This is a genomic window from Solibacillus sp. FSL R5-0449 (assembly GCF_037975215.1).
Classification (GTDB): Bacteria; Bacillota; Bacilli; order Bacillales_A; family Planococcaceae; genus Solibacillus.
In genome coordinates this window covers 1,847,925-1,866,457 of sequence record NZ_CP150239.1, presented here as the reverse complement: position 1 = coordinate 1,866,457, position 18,533 = coordinate 1,847,925, and the positions used below count along the sequence as shown (strand labels likewise).

Genomic DNA, 18,533 nt, shown 5'->3' with positions numbered 1-18,533 from the left:
CTATATGAAAAAAATTGCACCTTTAGCATTATCTGTACTGTTACTTGGAACTGCTACTACTTATGCTGATCAGCCAACAACTGAAGGGACTGAGGAAGTGGAAAAAGCAGGAACATTTGTCCAGCACAGAGGGAATATCACTGCAGTCGAAGAGAGGGAAAATGCGAAATTATTTACGGCAGAACAAGCTGGCAATCTGTTCAATTTCTATGTAGATAATAAAACACTCGTTTTTGATGAACATGGCAATGAAGTTGAACTGAAAATGGGTGATACGATTTCACTTTCCATTTATGCGGATCAACCGATGATCTTAATTTATCCGCCGCAATATGCACCACCTGTAGTGATTGTGGAAAAAGATGATACGGCCAACTCTGTAAAAGTGGCACAATTCGATGAGAACTTCTTAAGTGATGATGGAAATTTAAAGCTGAATTTAAATGAAGAATCGGTCATCGTCAATACAAAGGGTGAAAAAGTGTCCGCAAAAGAATTAAAAAACTATAGTGCGATTGTATTTTACGGACCAACAACGAAAAGTATTCCAGCACAGACAGCACCGGAAAAAATTATCGTGTTCCCAAAACTTGATGAAGCAGTAGAAAACCCTGAAATGGCATCAGAAATCCAGGGAATAATTGGTGAGGATTACAAAGAAGTCGATGGCAAAATCATGGTGCCGTTACGTATTGTCGCAGAAGAACTTGGCTTTAAAGTCACTTCGACAGGAAACGGTGCGGTTATTTCAAAAAATGCACTGTCCTACACAATTACACGTGGCGAAAAAACATATGGCCATAATCGGGCACTTAAACATTTTGAAGTTGCACCAGCATTACTGGAAGAAAACAAAACATATGTAGAGTATGAATTTGTTGAACAGTTGCTGAACTAAATTAAATAGCTTACCAGGCTAAAATTCATTTACTCCATGAATTTTAGCTTTTTTTGATACAAAAGGTGCTTTGAATGAAACTCAAAGCACCTTCTATTAATGAATGGAACGAGGCTGTTTTTTTATTAAAATTACAAATAAGCTTGCCATGACACAGCAGACACCGGCCATGAAAAATGCCCAAGTATACGTATTGAAATAAGAATATAACATACCCCCACCATAAGCCGCCGTTGCAGCACCTACTTGGTGGGAAGCGAAAATCCAGCCGTAAATAATGGCACTTTTATGTACTCCGAATATTTGTCTTGAAAGATTGATCGTAGGGGGTACAGTTGCCACCCAATCCAATCCGTAAAATACAGTGAAAACGAGGATCCAAGTTAGATTGCCTTCCATTAATGCAAAAGGCAGCAAAACTAGAGATGCGCCTCTAAATAAATAATACCAGAACAAAAGCCAGCGATTATCAATACGATCGGACAGCCAGCCTGAAAGCGTAGTCCCTACCATATTGAAAACGCCCATAAACGACAGCAAGGAAGCTGCGGTGACGATAGGGATGCCGAAGCTGATACAGTAGGAAATAAAATGAGTCCCGACGAGCCCGTTCGTTGAAAAACCGCAAAAAAAGAAACTTCCGGCTAGTAACCAGAATTCTTTAGAACGTACAGCTTCCGCCAACCCTTTAAATGCCACAACAATAGGATTACCATTTGATTGACCATCCGCAATGTCAGTATCCTCTGTCTGACCATACGGAAGGATGCCGATTTCCTTTGGTGTGTTTTTCATAAATAAAAAAATGATGAAAAACATGACTGCGCTGATCGTTATAATGAAACCAACTGCCCAACGCCACGAGTAATTTTCAATAATTGTCGCTAGCAAGGGGAGGAGAATCAACTGACCCATTGCGGTACTCGCTGTCAGAATCCCTGTTGCCAGACCTCTTTTTTCTTTAAACCAGTGATTCGCTACATATGGACTAAGTACCGTTAAAAACAGACTGGAACCAAGTCCGATAATAACACCCCAAATAATGATCAGTTGCCATGATTGATTCATCATGAAAATTAATAAAAGACCGATCAGGAGTGTTCCCATTGAAGCAAGCATCATTTTCTTTAATCCGAATTTTTGGAGTAATGCGGCCATGAAAGGTCCAGCAAATCCGTAAATAAACAAGCTGATTCCAAAAGCCAAAGAAATCACTTGGCGATTCCAGCCAAACGCTTTTTCAAAAGGAGTTAAAAAAACCCCGGAAGATGCCATTGCAATCCCGGCGGCAATAATGGAGCAGAATGATATAGCAAGAATAATCCAGCTATAGTGAATTTTTTTCAACTGAACACCGCCTTTTTATACTATATTGTAATTTTAAAGACAAACAGATTATATGTAAAACAGTATTTTCGGATTATTTAGAAATTTATTTTTATGTAAAAATCTCTTCTCAAATTTATTTAATATAATTCCAGGAACGATTGCATATGTTAGGTAACAACACTAGCAAGGAAGTGGTTCCAATTATTGATAAAGCACTCATTATGATTATTGCTTTAAGAATTATTTCGGGAAGTATTGAGTTAACGGCTGCTGCATTAATGTTTAAATTCAATGATTTAGAAAAGGCCTTTTATATTAATACATTGCTTGCACTAGTCGGTCCGGTTATTTTAATCGTTACAACGGGACTAGCATTGCTCGGCCTGGCGGAAAAAATCTCGCTTGCTCGAATCATATGTCTTTTCTGCGGGATTTCATTGATTCTTTTCAGTTTGAAAGCCAGTTAAAGACAATGTAAAAAGACCTTTCAGCTATTGCTGTCGGGTCCTTTTTTCTATGATATTTCTTTTGGTTCAATATCCTCGATTTTGATGAATTTCCACACCAGGAATAAAAGAATTATTCCTAATATACCAGCAGTAATATAACTAATATTGAGGTGGTCTTTCATGACAAGCGACATGATAGGCGGGCCTGCAGCAACGCCGATAAATCTGGCTGAACTGTAGAATGAAGAGACAGTACCGCGCAATTCTTTTCTAATATTATCAGTAATGATAGTATCAAGAGCCGGTAATAATGCACCAATTGCAATTCCGACGATGCTTGTAACGATCAGCAGTAGAAATAGCTTTTTACTTGTATAACCGACAAAAATAATGCTGGCGGACATCGCAATTAGAGAAATAACGATAATTTTCTTGATTCGTTTCAAATCCCCTTTAATTTTCCGGCCGGAAATAAAAGAAGAAATACAGAGAAGTAAAAGCGGGATGGCCAGTACAAAACCTTTCTTGATCCCTTTAATGTCATGAACTTTTTCCAGATTTTCTGATAAGAAAAATAACATGCCAAATAATATCAGCATTACAAGGACCCCGTTAAGAAATACCGTATACAACCATTTTCCTTCGTCTTTGAAAACTTCTTTCGTATGGTGTAAAAACCCCTTAAATTTTAACGGTTCATCCTTTTCTTTAGGCACTTTAACAAAGAAAAAAATAAGTACAATCGAAATTAAACTGAGTGCAGAAATAGAAAAGAAGGGAAGGAACCATAGTATTGCAGCAAATATCGAGCCTAAAATCGGACTCAATACTTTACCGAATGTATTGGAAGTTTCGATAATCCCTAAAGTCGAGCTGATTTTTTCATCATCATCTTGATACAGGTCACCTACAAGCGGTAAAACGATGGGCATCGCTCCTGCGGCACCTATACCTTGGATAATCCTGCCGATAATAATCATTGTGAACGGGTCATCTATTTTCCATGAAGCAAACCCAGCGATTAAACCGCCGATTAAAGCTAAAATCAGACTCGGTAATATGACGACTTTCCTGCCAAAGCGATCAGATAAATAGCCAGCTACCGGAATAAGAAAAATAGCTGCCACTGAATAGCTTGTAATGATCATGCTTGACTGGAAAGAGGTGATTCCGACCTTGTCTTCTAGTATTGGAAGTACTGGAATAAGCATTGAATTTCCTAAAGTCATAATGAGCGGAATAGAAGTAAGACTTACAATGCACCATATACTTACACCCTTATTTTTATCCATTACCACACCTCGATGAATTTTGCTTTTGTTTAGGTATGGTTTCCTTTCACGAACATTTTATACGCAAGGTTTGGTTGTATAAATTTTTTATTTAAAATAATAATTCAAAAGCATGCTTTCCAAAATAAAGTCCAAAACCAATCATAAAAATGGACGAAAAAACGGTTACAGTTTTCAAGAGCCTAATGGATAATAATTTGCGTGCGACACTCGATAAGGAAGCATAAAGAAAATCCACAAATATTATGCCAAGTAGTATGGCACCACTAATTAGTATAATGTCAAATCCTGTAGCGATTCCTGCTGTTTTCGCAAGGATCGAGCCATAGATTCCTAGCCAGAAAAGGATTGTAATGGGATTCAGCAAAGACATTAACAACCCAGCTAATAACGAATGTCTTAATCGTACGATTCTACCGGTTTTAGAGTTCATTTCTATTTTATGTAATGTCAGTAAACTTTCAATCCCAGTATACAAAAGGACGAAGCAGCCAAAAGACCATAAGAAGGTTTGCAATATGATTGAATCGATAAATTTTCCGACGCCAAAATACACGACAAGCATATAAGCAATGTCAGTAGCCAAGGCACCCAGACTAAAAAACCATGCATGAAAAAATCCGTTTTTCAATCCAGTATTTATTAAAACGTTCTTAACAGGACCGAATGTAGCAGCCATCGTTATGCCTAAAAAAATATAGGTAAAGATCGAATTCATAAACTGTCCTCCATTAATTAGATATTTGTGCATTTTATTCGACGGTAAGGTTTTTTAGGACTAGTAATAGGCTAAGGAGATTATTTATTTTGAAGAATACTATCCACTTCGGTTAAAGGTGGGGAATACCCAGTTTTTATAATCAATACATAGATTATTTTTTGGATTTATTGTTATAATTTTAACGTAATGATCATTATCAAAAATTATAGTTAAAGGGAGGCAGTTATTATGCAAATAGATAAAAATATGCAGGAAATGTTTTCGAACTTCATTTTACAACGAGTAAAAGAGGATAAGATGGAGGAAGCAAAAGCTTTACTAGCTGAGAATTTTAAAAAGCAGGATGAAGGTACATTTACAAAAGAGGACGTTGAACAGTTTGTTCCAAAAATGCTGGAATATTTAAAACCGGAAAAAATTGAAGAAATTCGAACAATCGCTAAAAATTTCTCAATCAATTTCTAGTAAATCCTATCAGTTCACAAAATTTTTATAAATTTAAAAGGAATCCGTTTGTTCGAAATATTACGAACAGGATTCTCTTTTTTTGTCCTTTAAAGAACCCCGACAATTCCCTCTATGTCAACAATGTTAAACAGAACATTTACCCCTTACTTCAGCGAGCTAAACCAAAATTATTATACAATGTAATCTTTTTGTAATTAGACTGTAACAAGATTTTGACATTAAATATGGATTTACCTCTATTTTTTTCCGGTTTTGTACTATACAATGAGGTGGACAGCTTATGAAAGGATAGGGAACAATGAATCAAAAACTGATTACATTGGTTGTTGCAATCTTCCTCGTTTGTACACTAGCTGTTACACCGACATCAGCTAAGGTAGTATTTGCAGATGTTGCGACAACCGATGCCACTTACGACGAGATCCAGTATTTAATTAGCCTTGGAGCAATTAAAGGATATCAAGAAAATGGCAAAACGTACTACAAACCCAACATGAGTGTGACACGTGCACAAGCTGCGAAAATGGCAGTCATTGCTGCAGGTAAAAGTCCACTAAAAGTAAGTAAATCCTCGTACACAGATGTTAAAGTCGGGACAGAACAATCGACATACATCGAACGTGCACGTCAACTCGGATTATTTACTAAAACATCAGGGAATTTTTCTCCTAATGCCACTTTGTCTCGTGAAGAAATGAGTCACGTATTATCGATTGCATTTAATTTAAATGCAAGTGACTATAAGGATTTGCCGGTGTACTTCCCAGATGTATCGAATTCGAATACATATGCTCCGTATATTAAAGCAATCTACTATAATGGGATTACAAAAGGTAGTGACGGCAAATACATGCCAAAAAGCTCAGTAACACGAGCACAGTTTGCGTCATTTATCGCAAGAGCAAAAAGCGATAAATTCCGACTAGCCTTACCCGAACACCTTGATTCAGTTGATACGACACAAGTAATTGGTCTTGTATCGGTAACAACAGATGGCTTAAATGTTCGTACAGAGCCGAATACATCGAGTTCAGTGATTGGCCGAGTAAATACGGGCGGTAAGTTATCGGTGTATGCTGTGGAAGGTAATTGGTTGAAGGTTTCTTATCAAGGCTACTACGGCTATATCAGTAAATCATATGCCAAATTCCTTGAACAAGACGGCAGTGCCATTGGACCATCAATTAAAGCTGTCAAGACAAATACAATTATAAATCTTTATTACAAACCGACATCGTCATCGAAAAAAATTAAACAAATTTCTGCCGGTTCAACATTGTCAGTCTATAAAGAAATTGACGGTTATTATTTAACAACAGTAGGTGGAGTTCCTGGCTATATTGTAAAAAATAGCACGACGGTTGTAGGGAGTTCAAATGTGAATCCGCCACCATCGGAAACGGATTCCGGCAATAACGATCCTGTCGTTACATCCGGCACAACGGGTAAAGTAACGGTTTCGAGTTTAAACATGCGCAAATCGGCATCAGGGTCATCCGCGACAATTAAAAAGTTATCAAAAGGATCAGTAATTGCGGTACATTCCATTGATGGCTATTGGGCAAAAGTGACAGCGGGCAAAGATACAGGCTATGTGCACAAATCGTACATTAAACTAGTGAACGAAAAAGGCAGCCCTGTTAAAGACCGCATTATTATTTTAGACCCAGGACACGGTGGTAAAGATCCAGGTGCTGTTAACTCTGGTAGTACGGAAAAAGCGATCGTTTTAAAAGTTTCCAATCTTGTAAAACAAAAGCTTGAAGCAAATGGCGCAAAAGTTTTCACAACGCGTTCAGGGGATACATTCCCGACATTACAAGAGCGTGTGAACTTTACAAAAAGCAAATTCGGTGAAGTATTTGTTAGTATTCACGTAAATGCTGCGACATCAACAAGTGCAAAAGGTACTGAAACGTACTACAGCATTACAACGGGTGACCAGTATCAAGAGGATAAAAAGCTGGCAACATATATCAATACTGAAATTGTTAACAATGCGAACATGAAAAACCGTGGCGTAAAAGAAGCGCAGTATTATGTGACACGCAATATGATCATTCCTTCTGTATTGGTAGAACTTGGGTTCATCTCAAATTCAGAAGACCGTAAAAAATTAATCAATGACAAGTATGTAGAAATCTATGCACAATCTATTTATAACGGGATTGTGGATTACTACAGAAAATAAAATATAATAAAATATGCTGTTCAATGGCTTAGTTCTTATTAAAAGGACTAAGCCATTTTTATTTAGTATTAATAGAAAAATATGGTAAAATTTATGGAGACTTAACTTTTGCATTTGGGGTTGAATTGAAGCAATCAAGTTTAACCGAAAAATGCTGAAATAGTGAATAAAAATAGTAAATAGTGAGGTGATTTAATTGACTTTTAAAATGATAAAAAAAGAATTCAAGTTGGTTGGCTTAAAGGGTAGTGGGGAGTATGAAAACTTTGGAAGTGAAGTACCATTGCTTGCAAAACAGTTATTAAGCCGTTCGAGTGAAATCGACTTCCCGACTGAAAGTGAAATTGCATTGTATGAGCCTAAAAAGAGTGCCGGCCATACGACGGGCAATTTCTATGTAGGACTTATCGTTCGCGAGAGAGTGAACAAAATCCCGACAGGAATGGATTATTTAGAGACAGATAACCATTATATTACGACTAGAGGCAACATAATGGAACTTGGTAAACTTCATGAAGGCTTGCTTAATTGGGGAACAGCGCAAGGTTATAAAAGAGATCTTGATTCTTATATTATCGAAACTTATCACCCTGTCAACGAAGGGGAAGAAGTAGAAATCTATTTACCAATCATTGCGTAGAACTTAAAAAGGAGAAGAAAAATGGGCGAAAAGTTAGTGAGAGTCGGAACAACATACATACCGGTAACGGATGTGGAACAATCTGCTGAATGGTATGTAAAGAACTTGGAAGCGGCTTTAAGTTACAAAGACACGGATAAAGCCATATTAAACTTTGCAAATCAAAGTTTTTTTCTCGTGAAATCGAATGAAAATGAAAGTGCCAATTTTAAAGATAAATATGGAAACGAACGTTTTTCAATAACATTTGAAGTTGATGGATTACACGCTTTAGCACAATTGCATAAAGAATTTCAGCAAAGCGGTGTAGAAGTTGGTGAGATTGAAGATCGCGGGCATGCCGGAAGGAATTTTGTCTTTTATGATTTAGATAAAAATAAATTCGATGTGTGGAGCGAACTGAGCCCTGCTTTTAAAGAAAAATTTAAATAACTTCTTTACGGACTTAGTATGGGTGAATTCCTTACTAAGTTTTTTACGTAATAATGAATCTTTTCTTATTCTGTTCCGTACATAAACATAGTGGCGAATGAAATTGTTTAGTACTTTTATAAACATTACTTATTACATAATTTTTTACTTATTTTATAATTGGAATAATTACTATATAATGGAATTCGCAAGTTCTTACAAACAGGAGGTACGCTCATGGTGTTACAACTGAAAGATGTGACGAAACGCTACCGTGATTTCGTTGCAGTAAACCGATTGAACTTTACAATTGAAAAAGGCGAAATATTTGGCTTGATCGGGCAAAATGGTGCAGGTAAAACGACTACATTCCGAATGATTCTGGATTTACAGGATACAACAGAAGGTACCATTACATGGGAAGGGCAGCCGATTAAATCGGTAAGCCGTGATTTTTTAGGTTATTTACCTGAAGAGCGCGGTATTTTTCCGCAAATGAAAGTGGAAGAACAACTTTACTTTTTCGGCGAGCTGCATGGAATGGATAAAAACGAACTGAAAAAAGATATCGATTTTTGGATTGAACGCTTTGACCTGGAAGAAAAACGACATGTGAAAGCAGAAACTTTATCAAAAGGGAATAAGCAAAAGGTTCAATTGATCGCCAGCTTTATTCACAAACCGGCATTTTTAATTCTTGATGAACCGTTTAGTGGACTGGACCCGGTGAATATGGAGCTGCTGAAAAATGCAATCCTCTATTTGCGCGACCAAGGAATGACGATTTTATTCTCGAGTCACCAAATGGATAATGTTGAAGAGCTTTGTGATCACTTATGTTTACTAAAGCGTGGTGAATCCCTGTTTTCAGGCTCGCTGCTTGACCTGAAAAAACAGTACGGGAAAACGAAACTGACAGTACGCACTGATAAATCTTTCGAAGAATTAAGTAGATACCCAGGTGTGAATCATGTCAAAATGGAACGCGATTCACAGGCGGTACTGACACTTGAGGATGAAAAGTATGCACCGGAAATTTTCGACTTGCTGTCAAACGGCAATTACATCGAAAAATTCAGCTTAGATTATTTATCGCTGCATGAAATTTTCAAAGAGAAAGTAGGTGCCGGCCTTGTCTAAATTTAAAGTGCTTATAAAAAAATTATATAAACAAAAAATTTCTTCAAAGTCCTTTATTTTAACAACATTGCTTTATCTTGCAGTATTAAGCGGGTTTATGTTCTGGTCTGAAATCAAAGACCTCATTTTCTCGGGGGATGCCGATACGGTTGCTGTAGTCAATGAAACAGATTTTGATATCGCCCAAGTACTGCTGGACACCGATGATGTGGAATATGTATATGTTGATTCCGGCAATATCGCGGATAAATTGAAGGACGGCGATTATTATGCGGCGTTTACATTAACAGATGCAGATGGCAAACTAGCGGCAAAAATTGAATCATATGATCCGCTGCCGCTAAATGACCAGCAAGATTTCCAAAGTGCGCTAAGTCAGGCAGGCCAGCTGTATGCGATGAGTCAAATGGAATTATCACCGGAGCAGCAACAGTTACTATTGTCATCAGAACCGGTCATTACGTTGAATTCATTGAATGAAACTGCCAATGATGGCAAATCTGCTGAAGAAAAAATGGCGGGTGTCTGGGTTTCATATGCGATTGGAATTATCATTTATATTTTTGTGGCATCGTATTTATCGATGATTACAACAGATGTTGCTTCGGAAAAAGGGTCTCGTGCTCTGGAAATGCTGTTAGTCAGCGTGAAACCTGAAGTGCATTTCCGTTCAAAAATTGTCGGTGTATTTTTAGTCGCACTTACACAATTTGTTATATTATTCGGAGTCCTTTTATTATTGCTTCGCTTCACGGATGGTGGAAACAAATGGTCAGTTGTAACGGATCTGCTTAATTCACTATCGATTAGCTACTTCTTGTATATCGTCGGTTTCTTATTCTTAACAATTTTCATGTATTTAATTATCGGCGCATTATTCGGTTCACTTGTATCTAAAGTTGAAGAGGCAGGGCAAGTAATGATGCCGGCAATGATGCTGACACTTGTTGGATTCTACGTAATGCTGACAGGTATGGGTAACCCGGATACAATGCTAATTAAAGTATTCTCGTACATTCCGTTTACTTCGGGAATGGTGATGCCGATGCGTTTAGGGGCAACGGATATGAGTGCCATTGAACCAATCATAAGCTTTGTTCTATTGATTGCAACGGTGTTGACGCTATACTTCATGAGTCTGTCATTCTACAAACGAAGTGTACTGACATATTCATCAGGCGGTATTATTGAAAAAATGAAAATGGTATTTAAAGTAACAACATAACTTTTTAAATAGGCTCCCCATATTGTGGACAGAAAATCTGTTCAGCTTTATGGGGAGTTTTTTCCGTCAAGAGGATAATGCGGATGATGCCTTAATCAGAGATTTAAGATTAGAAACCGAAATCTATGCGAAGCAACAAGCACTTCATATGTAGGCTGTATACGAGAGTTCATCCAACCTAATAAATATAAAAAAGCAATAATAGTAAGCGTCAACTCAACATGCGAGTAGCTATTCGCAAGCATTCGTAGTAAACTAATAGTGTACGGAGAGATTTGTATTTACAACAAGTCTCTCTTTTTTATGAACGAAAAACAGTAGTAAGGATGAAAGCATGAGAAAAAAAACAGAACTACAAGTAGATAGTAAAGCGATTAAGGATTTGACGAACGGCAATCCATTAATTCTAAAAGATACAGTTATTATGCCGGAAGTAACGATTGAAGAAGGTACTCTTCTTCACTTAGTTGATAAAAGCGGGGGCTATATTGCAACTGGCTATTACGGTATTCAAAACAAAGGAATCGGTTGGGTGCTGACTCGTAAAGAAAAAGAGCTGATTGATGTGAAGTTCTTTACGAAAAAAATCCATGAAGCTGCTGAAAAACGCGCAGACTTTTTTGCTTCGGATGATACGAGTGCTTTCCGTGTATTTAATGGCGAAGGTGACGGCATTGGCGGTTTGACAATTGATTTCTTTAACGGCTTTTACATGGTGAGCTGGTACAGTGAAGGGATTTATTCATTCCGTAATGATATTTATGAAGCATTGAACGCGGCGGTGAATACACGCGGGATTTATGAAAAACTGCGCTTTAATACAAATGGTCAATATATTGATCAGGATGATTATGTTTCAGGTGAAAAAGGCGAATTTCCATTGATCGTACAGGAAAACGGCATGAATTTTGCGGTTGATTTGAATGATGGGGCAATGACAGGAATTTTCCTGGATCAGCGGAATGTACGTAAAGCATTACGTGACCGTTATTCGACAGATAAGACGGTACTGAATACATTCTCATACACTGGAGCGTTTTCTGTTGCTGCTGCATTAGGCGGAGCATCTGGTACGACGAGTGTCGATCTTGCAAAACGCAGCTTGCCTAAAACAATCGAGCAATTCAGTGTGAATGGAATTGACTATGAATCACAAGATATTAAAGTGATGAACGTATTTGACTATTTCAGCTATGCCGCAAGAAAAGGTTTGAAATTTGATGTCGTTGTACTGGATCCGCCAAGTTTTGCCCGTACGAAAAAAATGACATTCAGTACATCAAAAGACTATCCGAAATTGCTTAAAGATGCGTTAACGATCACAAACAATGGTGGCGTGATTATCGCATCGACAAACAATGCAAGCTTTAATATGAAAAAGTTCAAAACATTCATCGACAAAGCGTTTAAAGATTATGGTGCACGCTATAAAATTTTGGAAGAGCACCAGCTACCGGAAGATTTCACGGTGCCGCATAACTTCCCGGAATTCAATTATTTAAAAGTAGTCATCATTCAAGTGATGAACTAATCGGAGTGATATGATATGAAATACAATAAAACAACGATGCTGAAATTAATCAACGAACATCGCGAACTGCATGATGAATTAAAGAAACTGAAATCGGAAATGGGACTGGAAAAAAACTTCGCCGTTAAAGCGCTGTATCATTCAGCTGTAGCAGAAAATGGTCCATATATGAAAGATTATCAGGACTTGGAGCGTTTACGCTAATACTGACACCGCAACGATTGAACCCAATTGTTGCGGTGTATTTTTTTGAGCGTGACCATTAAATTAACTGTATATAATCATGATACAATACAGCTATAATATGTAAAATTGAGGGGAAAGCTATTGAGTATTCGAGAACAAAGAAAACAACAGCGCAGGGAACAAATCATTCAGGCAGCAAAAGCTTTAATGTTAAAAAGCGGCATTCAGCAAGTTCAGCTGCAGGATGTTGCAAATGAAGTAGGGATTGGTATTGCGACATTTTATCGTTATTTTGCGAATAAAGAATTGCTCGTTTTAGCAATCAATAATGAAATAACGAGAGATATGACAAAAACAATCAAGCACATAGCAAATGAACCAATTACCGCTTATGAGCAAATTGAACGGATATTAACTTACTATATTGAGTTAATCGATGATCCGGAGCATCAATTTGTGAAGTTTTTTAAAGCGTTCGAAGCATATAAACCGATATCAGAAGAGACGTACGAATACAAGGAATTTCTAGATATTAGAAGGGAAATGGCCAATGCCTTGTATTCTATTGCGGTAAAAGGAATGGAAGACAAATCAATACGAGCAGGTATTGATATTCCGGAGTATGTATTTACAGTTGTACAAAATATAAGTTATTTTTCGGTAGAATCCTATTTGACCGAGCATGACCCCGATCTACCTGTAAAATTAGATCCTAAAAAACAGTTAAAGCTAATTCGGGAAATGTTTTTACAATTCATAGCTACTAAAAATTGACGGACCGATTAAACACTGCTATTGTTAAATTAAGATAGTGATAGTTAACTATCATATTTTAGGAGGATGATTCTGATGTCTCGATTAACAGGTAAAGTGGCCATTATTACTGGTGCTGCTCAAGGTATGGGTGCTGCCCATGCAAAAGCATTTGTAGAACAAGGTGCAAAAGTAGTTTTAACAGATTTAAATGAAGAAAAAGGGAAAGCATTTGCTGCAGAATTAGGGGAGAATGCGATCTTCATAAAACAAAACGTTACTTCAGAGGAAGATTGGACAACTGTTATCACAAAAGCTGAAGAAGCATTTGGTCCTGTGAACGTTTTAGTAAACAACGCTGGGATTTCAATGGCTAAAAACATGCTGGAAATGTCTTTAGATGAATACATGAAAATCGTCAATATTAACCAAGTTTCTGTATTTTTAGGTATGAAAGCAGTAGCAGCTTCAATGATGAAAGCTGGTGGCGGTTCAATCGTCAACATTTCTTCCATCAATGGCCTAGTTGGTGGTGCTGTAGGATATACAGATACGAAATTTGCTGTTCGAGGTATGACGAAAGCAGCGGCATTAAACTTGGCGCCAATGGGTATTCGTGTCAACTCAGTACACCCGGGTGTTATTGCAACTCCAATGATTATGCAGGAAGATGCAAAAGCTGCAATCGAAGAATTTGCAAAGCATATCCCACTTAAACGAGTATCACAACCGGAAGAAGTATCTCAATTAGTAGTCTTCCTAGCATCGGACGAGTCTAGCTACTCAACAGGTGCGGAGTTTGTCGTTGATGGCGGAATTACAGCACAATAATAGTTAAAAATAGCACTCCAACCGCAGAGAAGTAACGGTTGGAGTGCTGTTTTAATTTATTTTTTCGTTTTCTTAACTAACCATCTCTTATAGCTATATATCGTTATTGCTGCGAGCACAAGTACAATCAGGGTGATGACAATGACGAGTGTCCAAAATGAGCCTTCATCATCCTCATCAGAATTTGTCTCATCTTTTAAAGTATCCACGAGTGAATCTACATCGTTGGCAATTTTTTCGGTAGTGTCAGCTGCATTATCCTCTTCTTTCTTAGTCTCCGCAGGTGCATTTACTGCAAATGAAAATGAACCAGATAACGGATGCCCATCCTCGCTAATACTATCCCATTCGACTGTATAAGTGTCATTTGGAAGCGGATCAAGCATAATTCCGGATAGGACCCCATCATTTATAGAAATTGAATGAATATCCATTTCTTTCCCGTCGCTTGCTATTACTTTAAATATACTGCCTTCTTCAATCTTCCCTTCAAACGTCAAATCAATTGTTTTTATATTTTCGTTTACAGACTCACCTTCTGCAGGATTAGTTGATACCAAGTGTGTATGTGCGAATGCTCCCGGTACAAATAATAAAAATGTAGCAACAAACGATAACAATAATAGTTTCCTCAATAAAAAAACTTCCTTTCGATATTCATTTAGCAGTTCCCATTCCTGCAAAAAAATAAAAATCTGCTGTAAATGGGATATTGGTTTTAGTATGGACAAAAAAATACAGAAATATTGTAAGCGAAAATATAAATGAAAGAACCGTTACAAAATCATTAGTAAAAATGTCAGCAAAAAATAATTCGGAATCCGAAAAAAATATTTGTAAAATATATCGGAAAATTTAAATATTTGGTAAAATGGTGGAACTTGAGTAAAAAAGAGGGTGAAAGAATGAAGGTATTTCTAAAATTAGGTTGGTTTTTTAAAGAGCGAAAATACCAGTACATAGTCGGGCTTCTAATGCTTGTATTAGTAGCGATCCTGCAGCTCGTCCCGCCGAAAATTATCGGCTTCACAATTGATGAAATCGGTGCAAGGACATTAACAAAAGCAGGCCTGTTCAAATGGCTCGCCATCATTATCGGTGTAGCAATTGCCATGTACATACTGCGTTACTACTGGCGTCAAATGATTTTCGGATCGTCCAACCTGTTGGCGCGAACATTACGCGAAAAGCTCCATCGCCATTTTACACAGATGTCCCCATCGTTTTATCAAAAGAATCGTGTCGGTGATTTGATGGCACATGCAACAAATGATATAAGTGCAGTGCAGCAAACTGCTGGCGGCGGAGTGTTAACATTATTTGACTCGCTTACAACAGGGGGCTTTGTCATTTTGGCCATGGCGATCACAATCGACTGGCGTCTGACATTAATCGCGCTCATTCCGATGCCGCTAGTCGCTTTATCGACGAGCTATTACGGCAAGCTTCTGCATGAGCGTTTCCGTCATGCCCAAGCGGCGTTTTCCGATTTAAACGATAAAACACAGGAAAGTATCAGCGGCATGAAAGTATTGAAAACGTTTGGTCAGCAACAGCAGGATGTTGCGGATTTTACGAAGCTTTCCGATGAAGTTGTGGAAAAAAATATGCGCGTTGCGAAAGTCGATTCACTATTTGACCCGACGATCAGCTTTGTAGTCGGATTAAGTTTTATGCTAAGTCTTGGATTCGGGACGAAATTTATTTTGGAAGAGGCAATGACTGTCGGGGATTTGGTAACTTTCACAACGTATTTAAGCATTCTGATCTGGCCAATGCTGGCAATTGGTATGCTGTTCAATATCGTCGAACGAGGCAGTGTTTCCTATGACCGGATCGAACGCATCTTAAATACTCCGATTGAAATCGATGACAAGGTTGGCGCAATCGAAGAAAATCCAACGGGTGACCTTCAATTCAATGTCACTTCATTTACATTCCCAGGAGATGCGGCGCCGACATTGAAAGATGTGCATTTTGAACTGAAACGCGGTGAAACTCTTGGAATCGTCGGTAAAACAGGCGCAGGGAAGACATCGATTTTAAAGCTGCTGCTACGTGAATTTGAAGGTTACAAAGGAACGATTCAATTTGGGGAACACAATATAAATGATTATAAGAAAAGTTCTTTGCGACAGGCGATTGGTTATGTACCGCAAGATCATTTTTTATTCTCGGCAACACTTTATTCCAATATTGCCTTTGCCAACCCACGTGCAAGCATGCAGGAAGTTCGCGCAGCGGCTGCACTTGCAAATATTGATGAAGATATTATGAGCTTTACAGATGGCTATGACACGATCGTCGGAGAACGTGGCGTATCGCTTTCAGGTGGCCAGAAACAACGGATTTCCATTGCTAGGGCACTACTGATGAAACCTGAACTGCTTATTTTGGATGATTCTTTATCTGCGGTAGATGCACGTACGGAAGAAGCCATATTACATGCACTGAAAGAAGAACGTAAAAATGCAACGACGATTATTACATCACACCGTCTAAGTGCGATCCAGCAGGCGCATATCATTATTGTTGTAGATGAAGGGACAATTATTGAAAAAGGTACACACGAACAGTTGATGGCACTGGAAGGCAGCTATTATGAAATGTACCAGTTGCAGCAACTTGAGCAGTTAGTGGAACAGGGGGGTGACCACGATGGCGAATGAGACGATTTCAAGTAAAGAACAGCGCCTCGTATTAAAGCGCCTCTTTACGTATTTAAAGCCTCACAAAAAAATATTGGCTATTGCGCTGTTTCTACTTGTTTTAACAGTACTCGGAGATATTATCGGTCCGTATTTGATCAAAGTTTATATCGATGACCATTTAATGATCGGCAATTTTGATATGACCCCAATCGTGACACTCGGAGTCGGGTATTTTATCATTCAGTTGCTGAATGTTGTGATTACCTATTATCAAAATATTAAATTCCAGGAGCTTGCCCTAAAAGTCATTCAGCAGCTGCGAATTGATGTGTTTTCAAAAATTCACCGACTGGGTATGCGTTATTTTGACCAGGTTCCGGCCGGTTCAATCGTATCCAGGGCAACAAATGATACAGAAGCGATTAAAGATATGTTCGTTTCGGTACTGATTAGCTTTGTACAGGCGGCATTTTTAATAGTCGGTGTATATTTTGCGATGTTTTTCCTGAATGCAAAACTTGCCTTCTATATGCTGCTATTGCTGCCGGTCATTCTGTACATCATTTGGCTTTACCGCAAAATGAGTTCGGTTGTGTATATGCGCATGCGGGAGAAACTGAGTGAACTTAATGCGAAACTTTCTGAAACATTATCAGGAATGAGCATCGTGCAGGCTTTCCGTCAAGAACCAAGGTTCAATGACGAGTTTGACCGTGTCAATGAAGAGCATTTCCAGTCGATGATGGCCAATACGAAGATGAACAGTCTTCTGCTTCGTCCGATTATTGACTTAGTGTACTTTACAGCGATTGTTATTTTACTGTTTTACTTCGGTTGGACATCATTTGAAACAGCTGTGGAAGTCGGGGTTGTTTATGCGTTCATTACATATATGAACCGCTTCTTTGACCCGATCAACCAAGTAATGGAACGTCTTGCACTGTTCCAGCAGGCGATTGTAGCGGCTTCCCGTGTATTTGAGCTGATTGATAATGAAGAACTCGAGCCAGCACAGCAAAACAAGCCTGTACAAGTTTCAAAAGGGCTTATCGAGTTTAAAAATGTGTCGTTTAGCTATGACGGCAAACAAGACGTACTGAAAAATATTTCGTTTACGGTTAATCCCGGGGAAACGGTTGCGTTAGTCGGGCATACCGGCAGCGGAAAAAGTTCCATTATTAATCTTTTGATGCGCTTTTATGAGTATCATCGCGGTGAAATATTAATTGACGGCCAATCGATCAAAGATTACGAACAGCAGGAACTACGTGAAAAGATGGGGCTTGTGCTGCAAGATCCGTTCCTGTTTTACGGAACGATTGATTCGAATATTCGTTTATACAATGAAAGTCTTACATTGCAGAAAGTAAAGGAAGCAGCGGAGTTTGTCCAGGCGAATGATTTTATTGAATCGCTTCCGGATGGATATGAAAGCCGTGTAACAGAGCGCGGTTCAACGTTTTCAAGCGGACAGCGCCAATTGGTGGCATTTGCGCGGACAATTGCGACAAACCCGAAAATCCTTGTTCTCGATGAAGCAACGGCAGCGATTGATACCGAAACTGAAGTGGGCATTCAGCAGTCATTGGAAAAAATGCGTAAAGGCCGTACTACTATCGCAATCGCCCACAGGCTTTCAACAATACAGGATGCCGAGCAAATATTAGTTTTGCATAAAGGTGAGATTGTCGAACGTGGAACACATCAACAGCTTATCGCACAAAAAGGGTTATATCACAAAATGTACTTACTGCAAAATGGTATAGTGGAATAATTTTAAGAGTGCTAGTAAGCTACAATTATTTACTTCTCAAATA

At 38.3% G+C, this 18,533-nt stretch carries 19 protein-coding genes; 15 read left to right on the top strand and 4 right to left on the bottom strand.

Features of this window, described 5'->3' with window-relative positions:
* Window positions 1–4: 4 nt before the first annotated feature.
* Window positions 5–898 carry a stalk domain-containing protein gene (locus MKY27_RS09110; protein ID WP_339194492.1) on the top strand — a complete coding sequence of 298 codons (894 nt, stop codon included), beginning with the start codon at window positions 5–7 and terminating at the stop codon, window positions 896–898.
* Between the two features lie 96 nt (window positions 899–994).
* Here the strand turns inward: MKY27_RS09110 and MKY27_RS09105 are convergent, their stop codons facing one another.
* Complete coding sequence (locus MKY27_RS09105) at window positions 995–2,245, bottom strand: MFS transporter (protein WP_339194491.1); 1,251 nt, start codon at window positions 2,243–2,245, stop codon at window positions 995–997.
* Between the two features lie 146 nt (window positions 2,246–2,391).
* Between MKY27_RS09105 and MKY27_RS09100 the strand changes: the two genes are divergently transcribed.
* The gene (locus MKY27_RS09100) at window positions 2,392–2,694 is read left to right on the top strand and encodes a YqhV family protein (RefSeq protein ID WP_339171197.1); all 303 of its coding nucleotides are present in this window, start codon (window positions 2,392–2,394) and stop codon (window positions 2,692–2,694) included.
* Between the two features lie 47 nt (window positions 2,695–2,741).
* Here MKY27_RS09100 and MKY27_RS09095 read toward each other — a convergent pair whose 3' ends face one another.
* Window positions 2,742–3,968: an MFS transporter gene (locus MKY27_RS09095; RefSeq protein ID WP_339194489.1), complete on the bottom strand. Its 1,227-nt coding sequence runs from the start codon at window positions 3,966–3,968 to the stop codon at window positions 2,742–2,744.
* Window positions 3,969–4,059: 91 nt separating this feature from the next.
* Window positions 4,060–4,686 carry a LysE family transporter gene (locus tag MKY27_RS09090; protein ID WP_339171192.1) on the bottom strand — a complete coding sequence of 209 codons (627 nt, stop codon included), beginning with the start codon at window positions 4,684–4,686 and terminating at the stop codon, window positions 4,060–4,062.
* A gap of 231 nt (window positions 4,687–4,917) precedes the next feature.
* On the opposite strand from MKY27_RS09090, the gene MKY27_RS09085 reads away from it, so the two are divergent.
* From MKY27_RS09085 to MKY27_RS09035, 11 genes are all read left to right on the top strand, one after another.
* The gene (locus MKY27_RS09085; protein WP_339171191.1) at window positions 4,918–5,154 is read left to right on the top strand and encodes a hypothetical protein; all 237 of its coding nucleotides are present in this window, start codon (window positions 4,918–4,920) and stop codon (window positions 5,152–5,154) included.
* A gap of 301 nt (window positions 5,155–5,455) precedes the next feature.
* A complete protein-coding gene (locus tag MKY27_RS09080; protein WP_339194487.1) occupies window positions 5,456–7,348 on the top strand; it encodes an N-acetylmuramoyl-L-alanine amidase in 1,893 nt (630 codons plus the stop codon).
* A 196-nt stretch (window positions 7,349–7,544) separates the two neighbouring features.
* Window positions 7,545–7,988, top strand: a complete 444-nt coding sequence (locus MKY27_RS09075; protein ID WP_339194486.1) for an AraC family transcriptional regulator — start codon at window positions 7,545–7,547, stop codon at window positions 7,986–7,988.
* 21 nt (window positions 7,989–8,009) lie between these two features.
* Window positions 8,010–8,420 carry a VOC family protein gene (locus MKY27_RS09070; protein WP_339194484.1) on the top strand — a complete coding sequence of 137 codons (411 nt, stop codon included), beginning with the start codon at window positions 8,010–8,012 and terminating at the stop codon, window positions 8,418–8,420.
* A gap of 216 nt (window positions 8,421–8,636) precedes the next feature.
* Window positions 8,637–9,539 carry an ABC transporter ATP-binding protein gene (locus MKY27_RS09065; RefSeq protein ID WP_339194482.1) on the top strand — a complete coding sequence of 301 codons (903 nt, stop codon included), beginning with the start codon at window positions 8,637–8,639 and terminating at the stop codon, window positions 9,537–9,539.
* Window positions 9,532–10,764 (top strand): ABC transporter permease, encoded by a 1,233-nt coding sequence (locus tag MKY27_RS09060; protein WP_339194481.1) that lies wholly within the window; start codon window positions 9,532–9,534, stop codon window positions 10,762–10,764. The genes MKY27_RS09065 and MKY27_RS09060 overlap by 8 nt, the downstream gene beginning before the upstream one ends.
* Before the next feature lie 22 nt (window positions 10,765–10,786).
* A complete protein-coding gene (locus tag MKY27_RS09055) occupies window positions 10,787–10,918 on the top strand; it encodes a hypothetical protein (protein ID WP_339194478.1) in 132 nt (43 codons plus the stop codon).
* A gap of 180 nt (window positions 10,919–11,098) precedes the next feature.
* Window positions 11,099–12,295 carry a class I SAM-dependent rRNA methyltransferase gene (locus MKY27_RS09050; RefSeq protein WP_339194477.1) on the top strand — a complete coding sequence of 399 codons (1,197 nt, stop codon included), beginning with the start codon at window positions 11,099–11,101 and terminating at the stop codon, window positions 12,293–12,295.
* A gap of 15 nt (window positions 12,296–12,310) precedes the next feature.
* Complete coding sequence (locus MKY27_RS09045; RefSeq protein WP_339194475.1) at window positions 12,311–12,499, top strand: hypothetical protein; 189 nt, start codon at window positions 12,311–12,313, stop codon at window positions 12,497–12,499.
* Window positions 12,500–12,622: 123 nt separating this feature from the next.
* A complete protein-coding gene (locus MKY27_RS09040; RefSeq protein ID WP_339194473.1) occupies window positions 12,623–13,255 on the top strand; it encodes a TetR/AcrR family transcriptional regulator in 633 nt (210 codons plus the stop codon).
* A gap of 75 nt (window positions 13,256–13,330) precedes the next feature.
* Entirely contained in the window at window positions 13,331–14,065 is a 735-nt protein-coding gene (locus MKY27_RS09035; RefSeq protein WP_339171169.1) for a glucose 1-dehydrogenase, read from the top strand.
* Window positions 14,066–14,121: 56 nt separating this feature from the next.
* On the opposite strand, the gene MKY27_RS09030 is transcribed toward MKY27_RS09035, so the two are convergent.
* Window positions 14,122–14,700: a copper resistance protein CopC gene (locus MKY27_RS09030; protein ID WP_339194471.1), complete on the bottom strand. Its 579-nt coding sequence runs from the start codon at window positions 14,698–14,700 to the stop codon at window positions 14,122–14,124.
* A gap of 270 nt (window positions 14,701–14,970) precedes the next feature.
* Here MKY27_RS09030 and MKY27_RS09025 point away from each other — a divergent pair, with 270 nt between their 5' ends.
* Window positions 14,971–16,734: an ABC transporter transmembrane domain-containing protein gene (locus tag MKY27_RS09025; RefSeq protein ID WP_339194469.1), complete on the top strand. Its 1,764-nt coding sequence runs from the start codon at window positions 14,971–14,973 to the stop codon at window positions 16,732–16,734.
* Window positions 16,724–18,490, top strand: coding sequence for an ABC transporter ATP-binding protein (locus tag MKY27_RS09020; RefSeq protein WP_339194468.1), 1,767 nt, complete (start codon window positions 16,724–16,726; stop codon window positions 18,488–18,490). Before MKY27_RS09025 ends, MKY27_RS09020 begins: the two co-directional genes overlap by 11 nt.
* Window positions 18,491–18,533 lie beyond the last annotated feature (43 nt).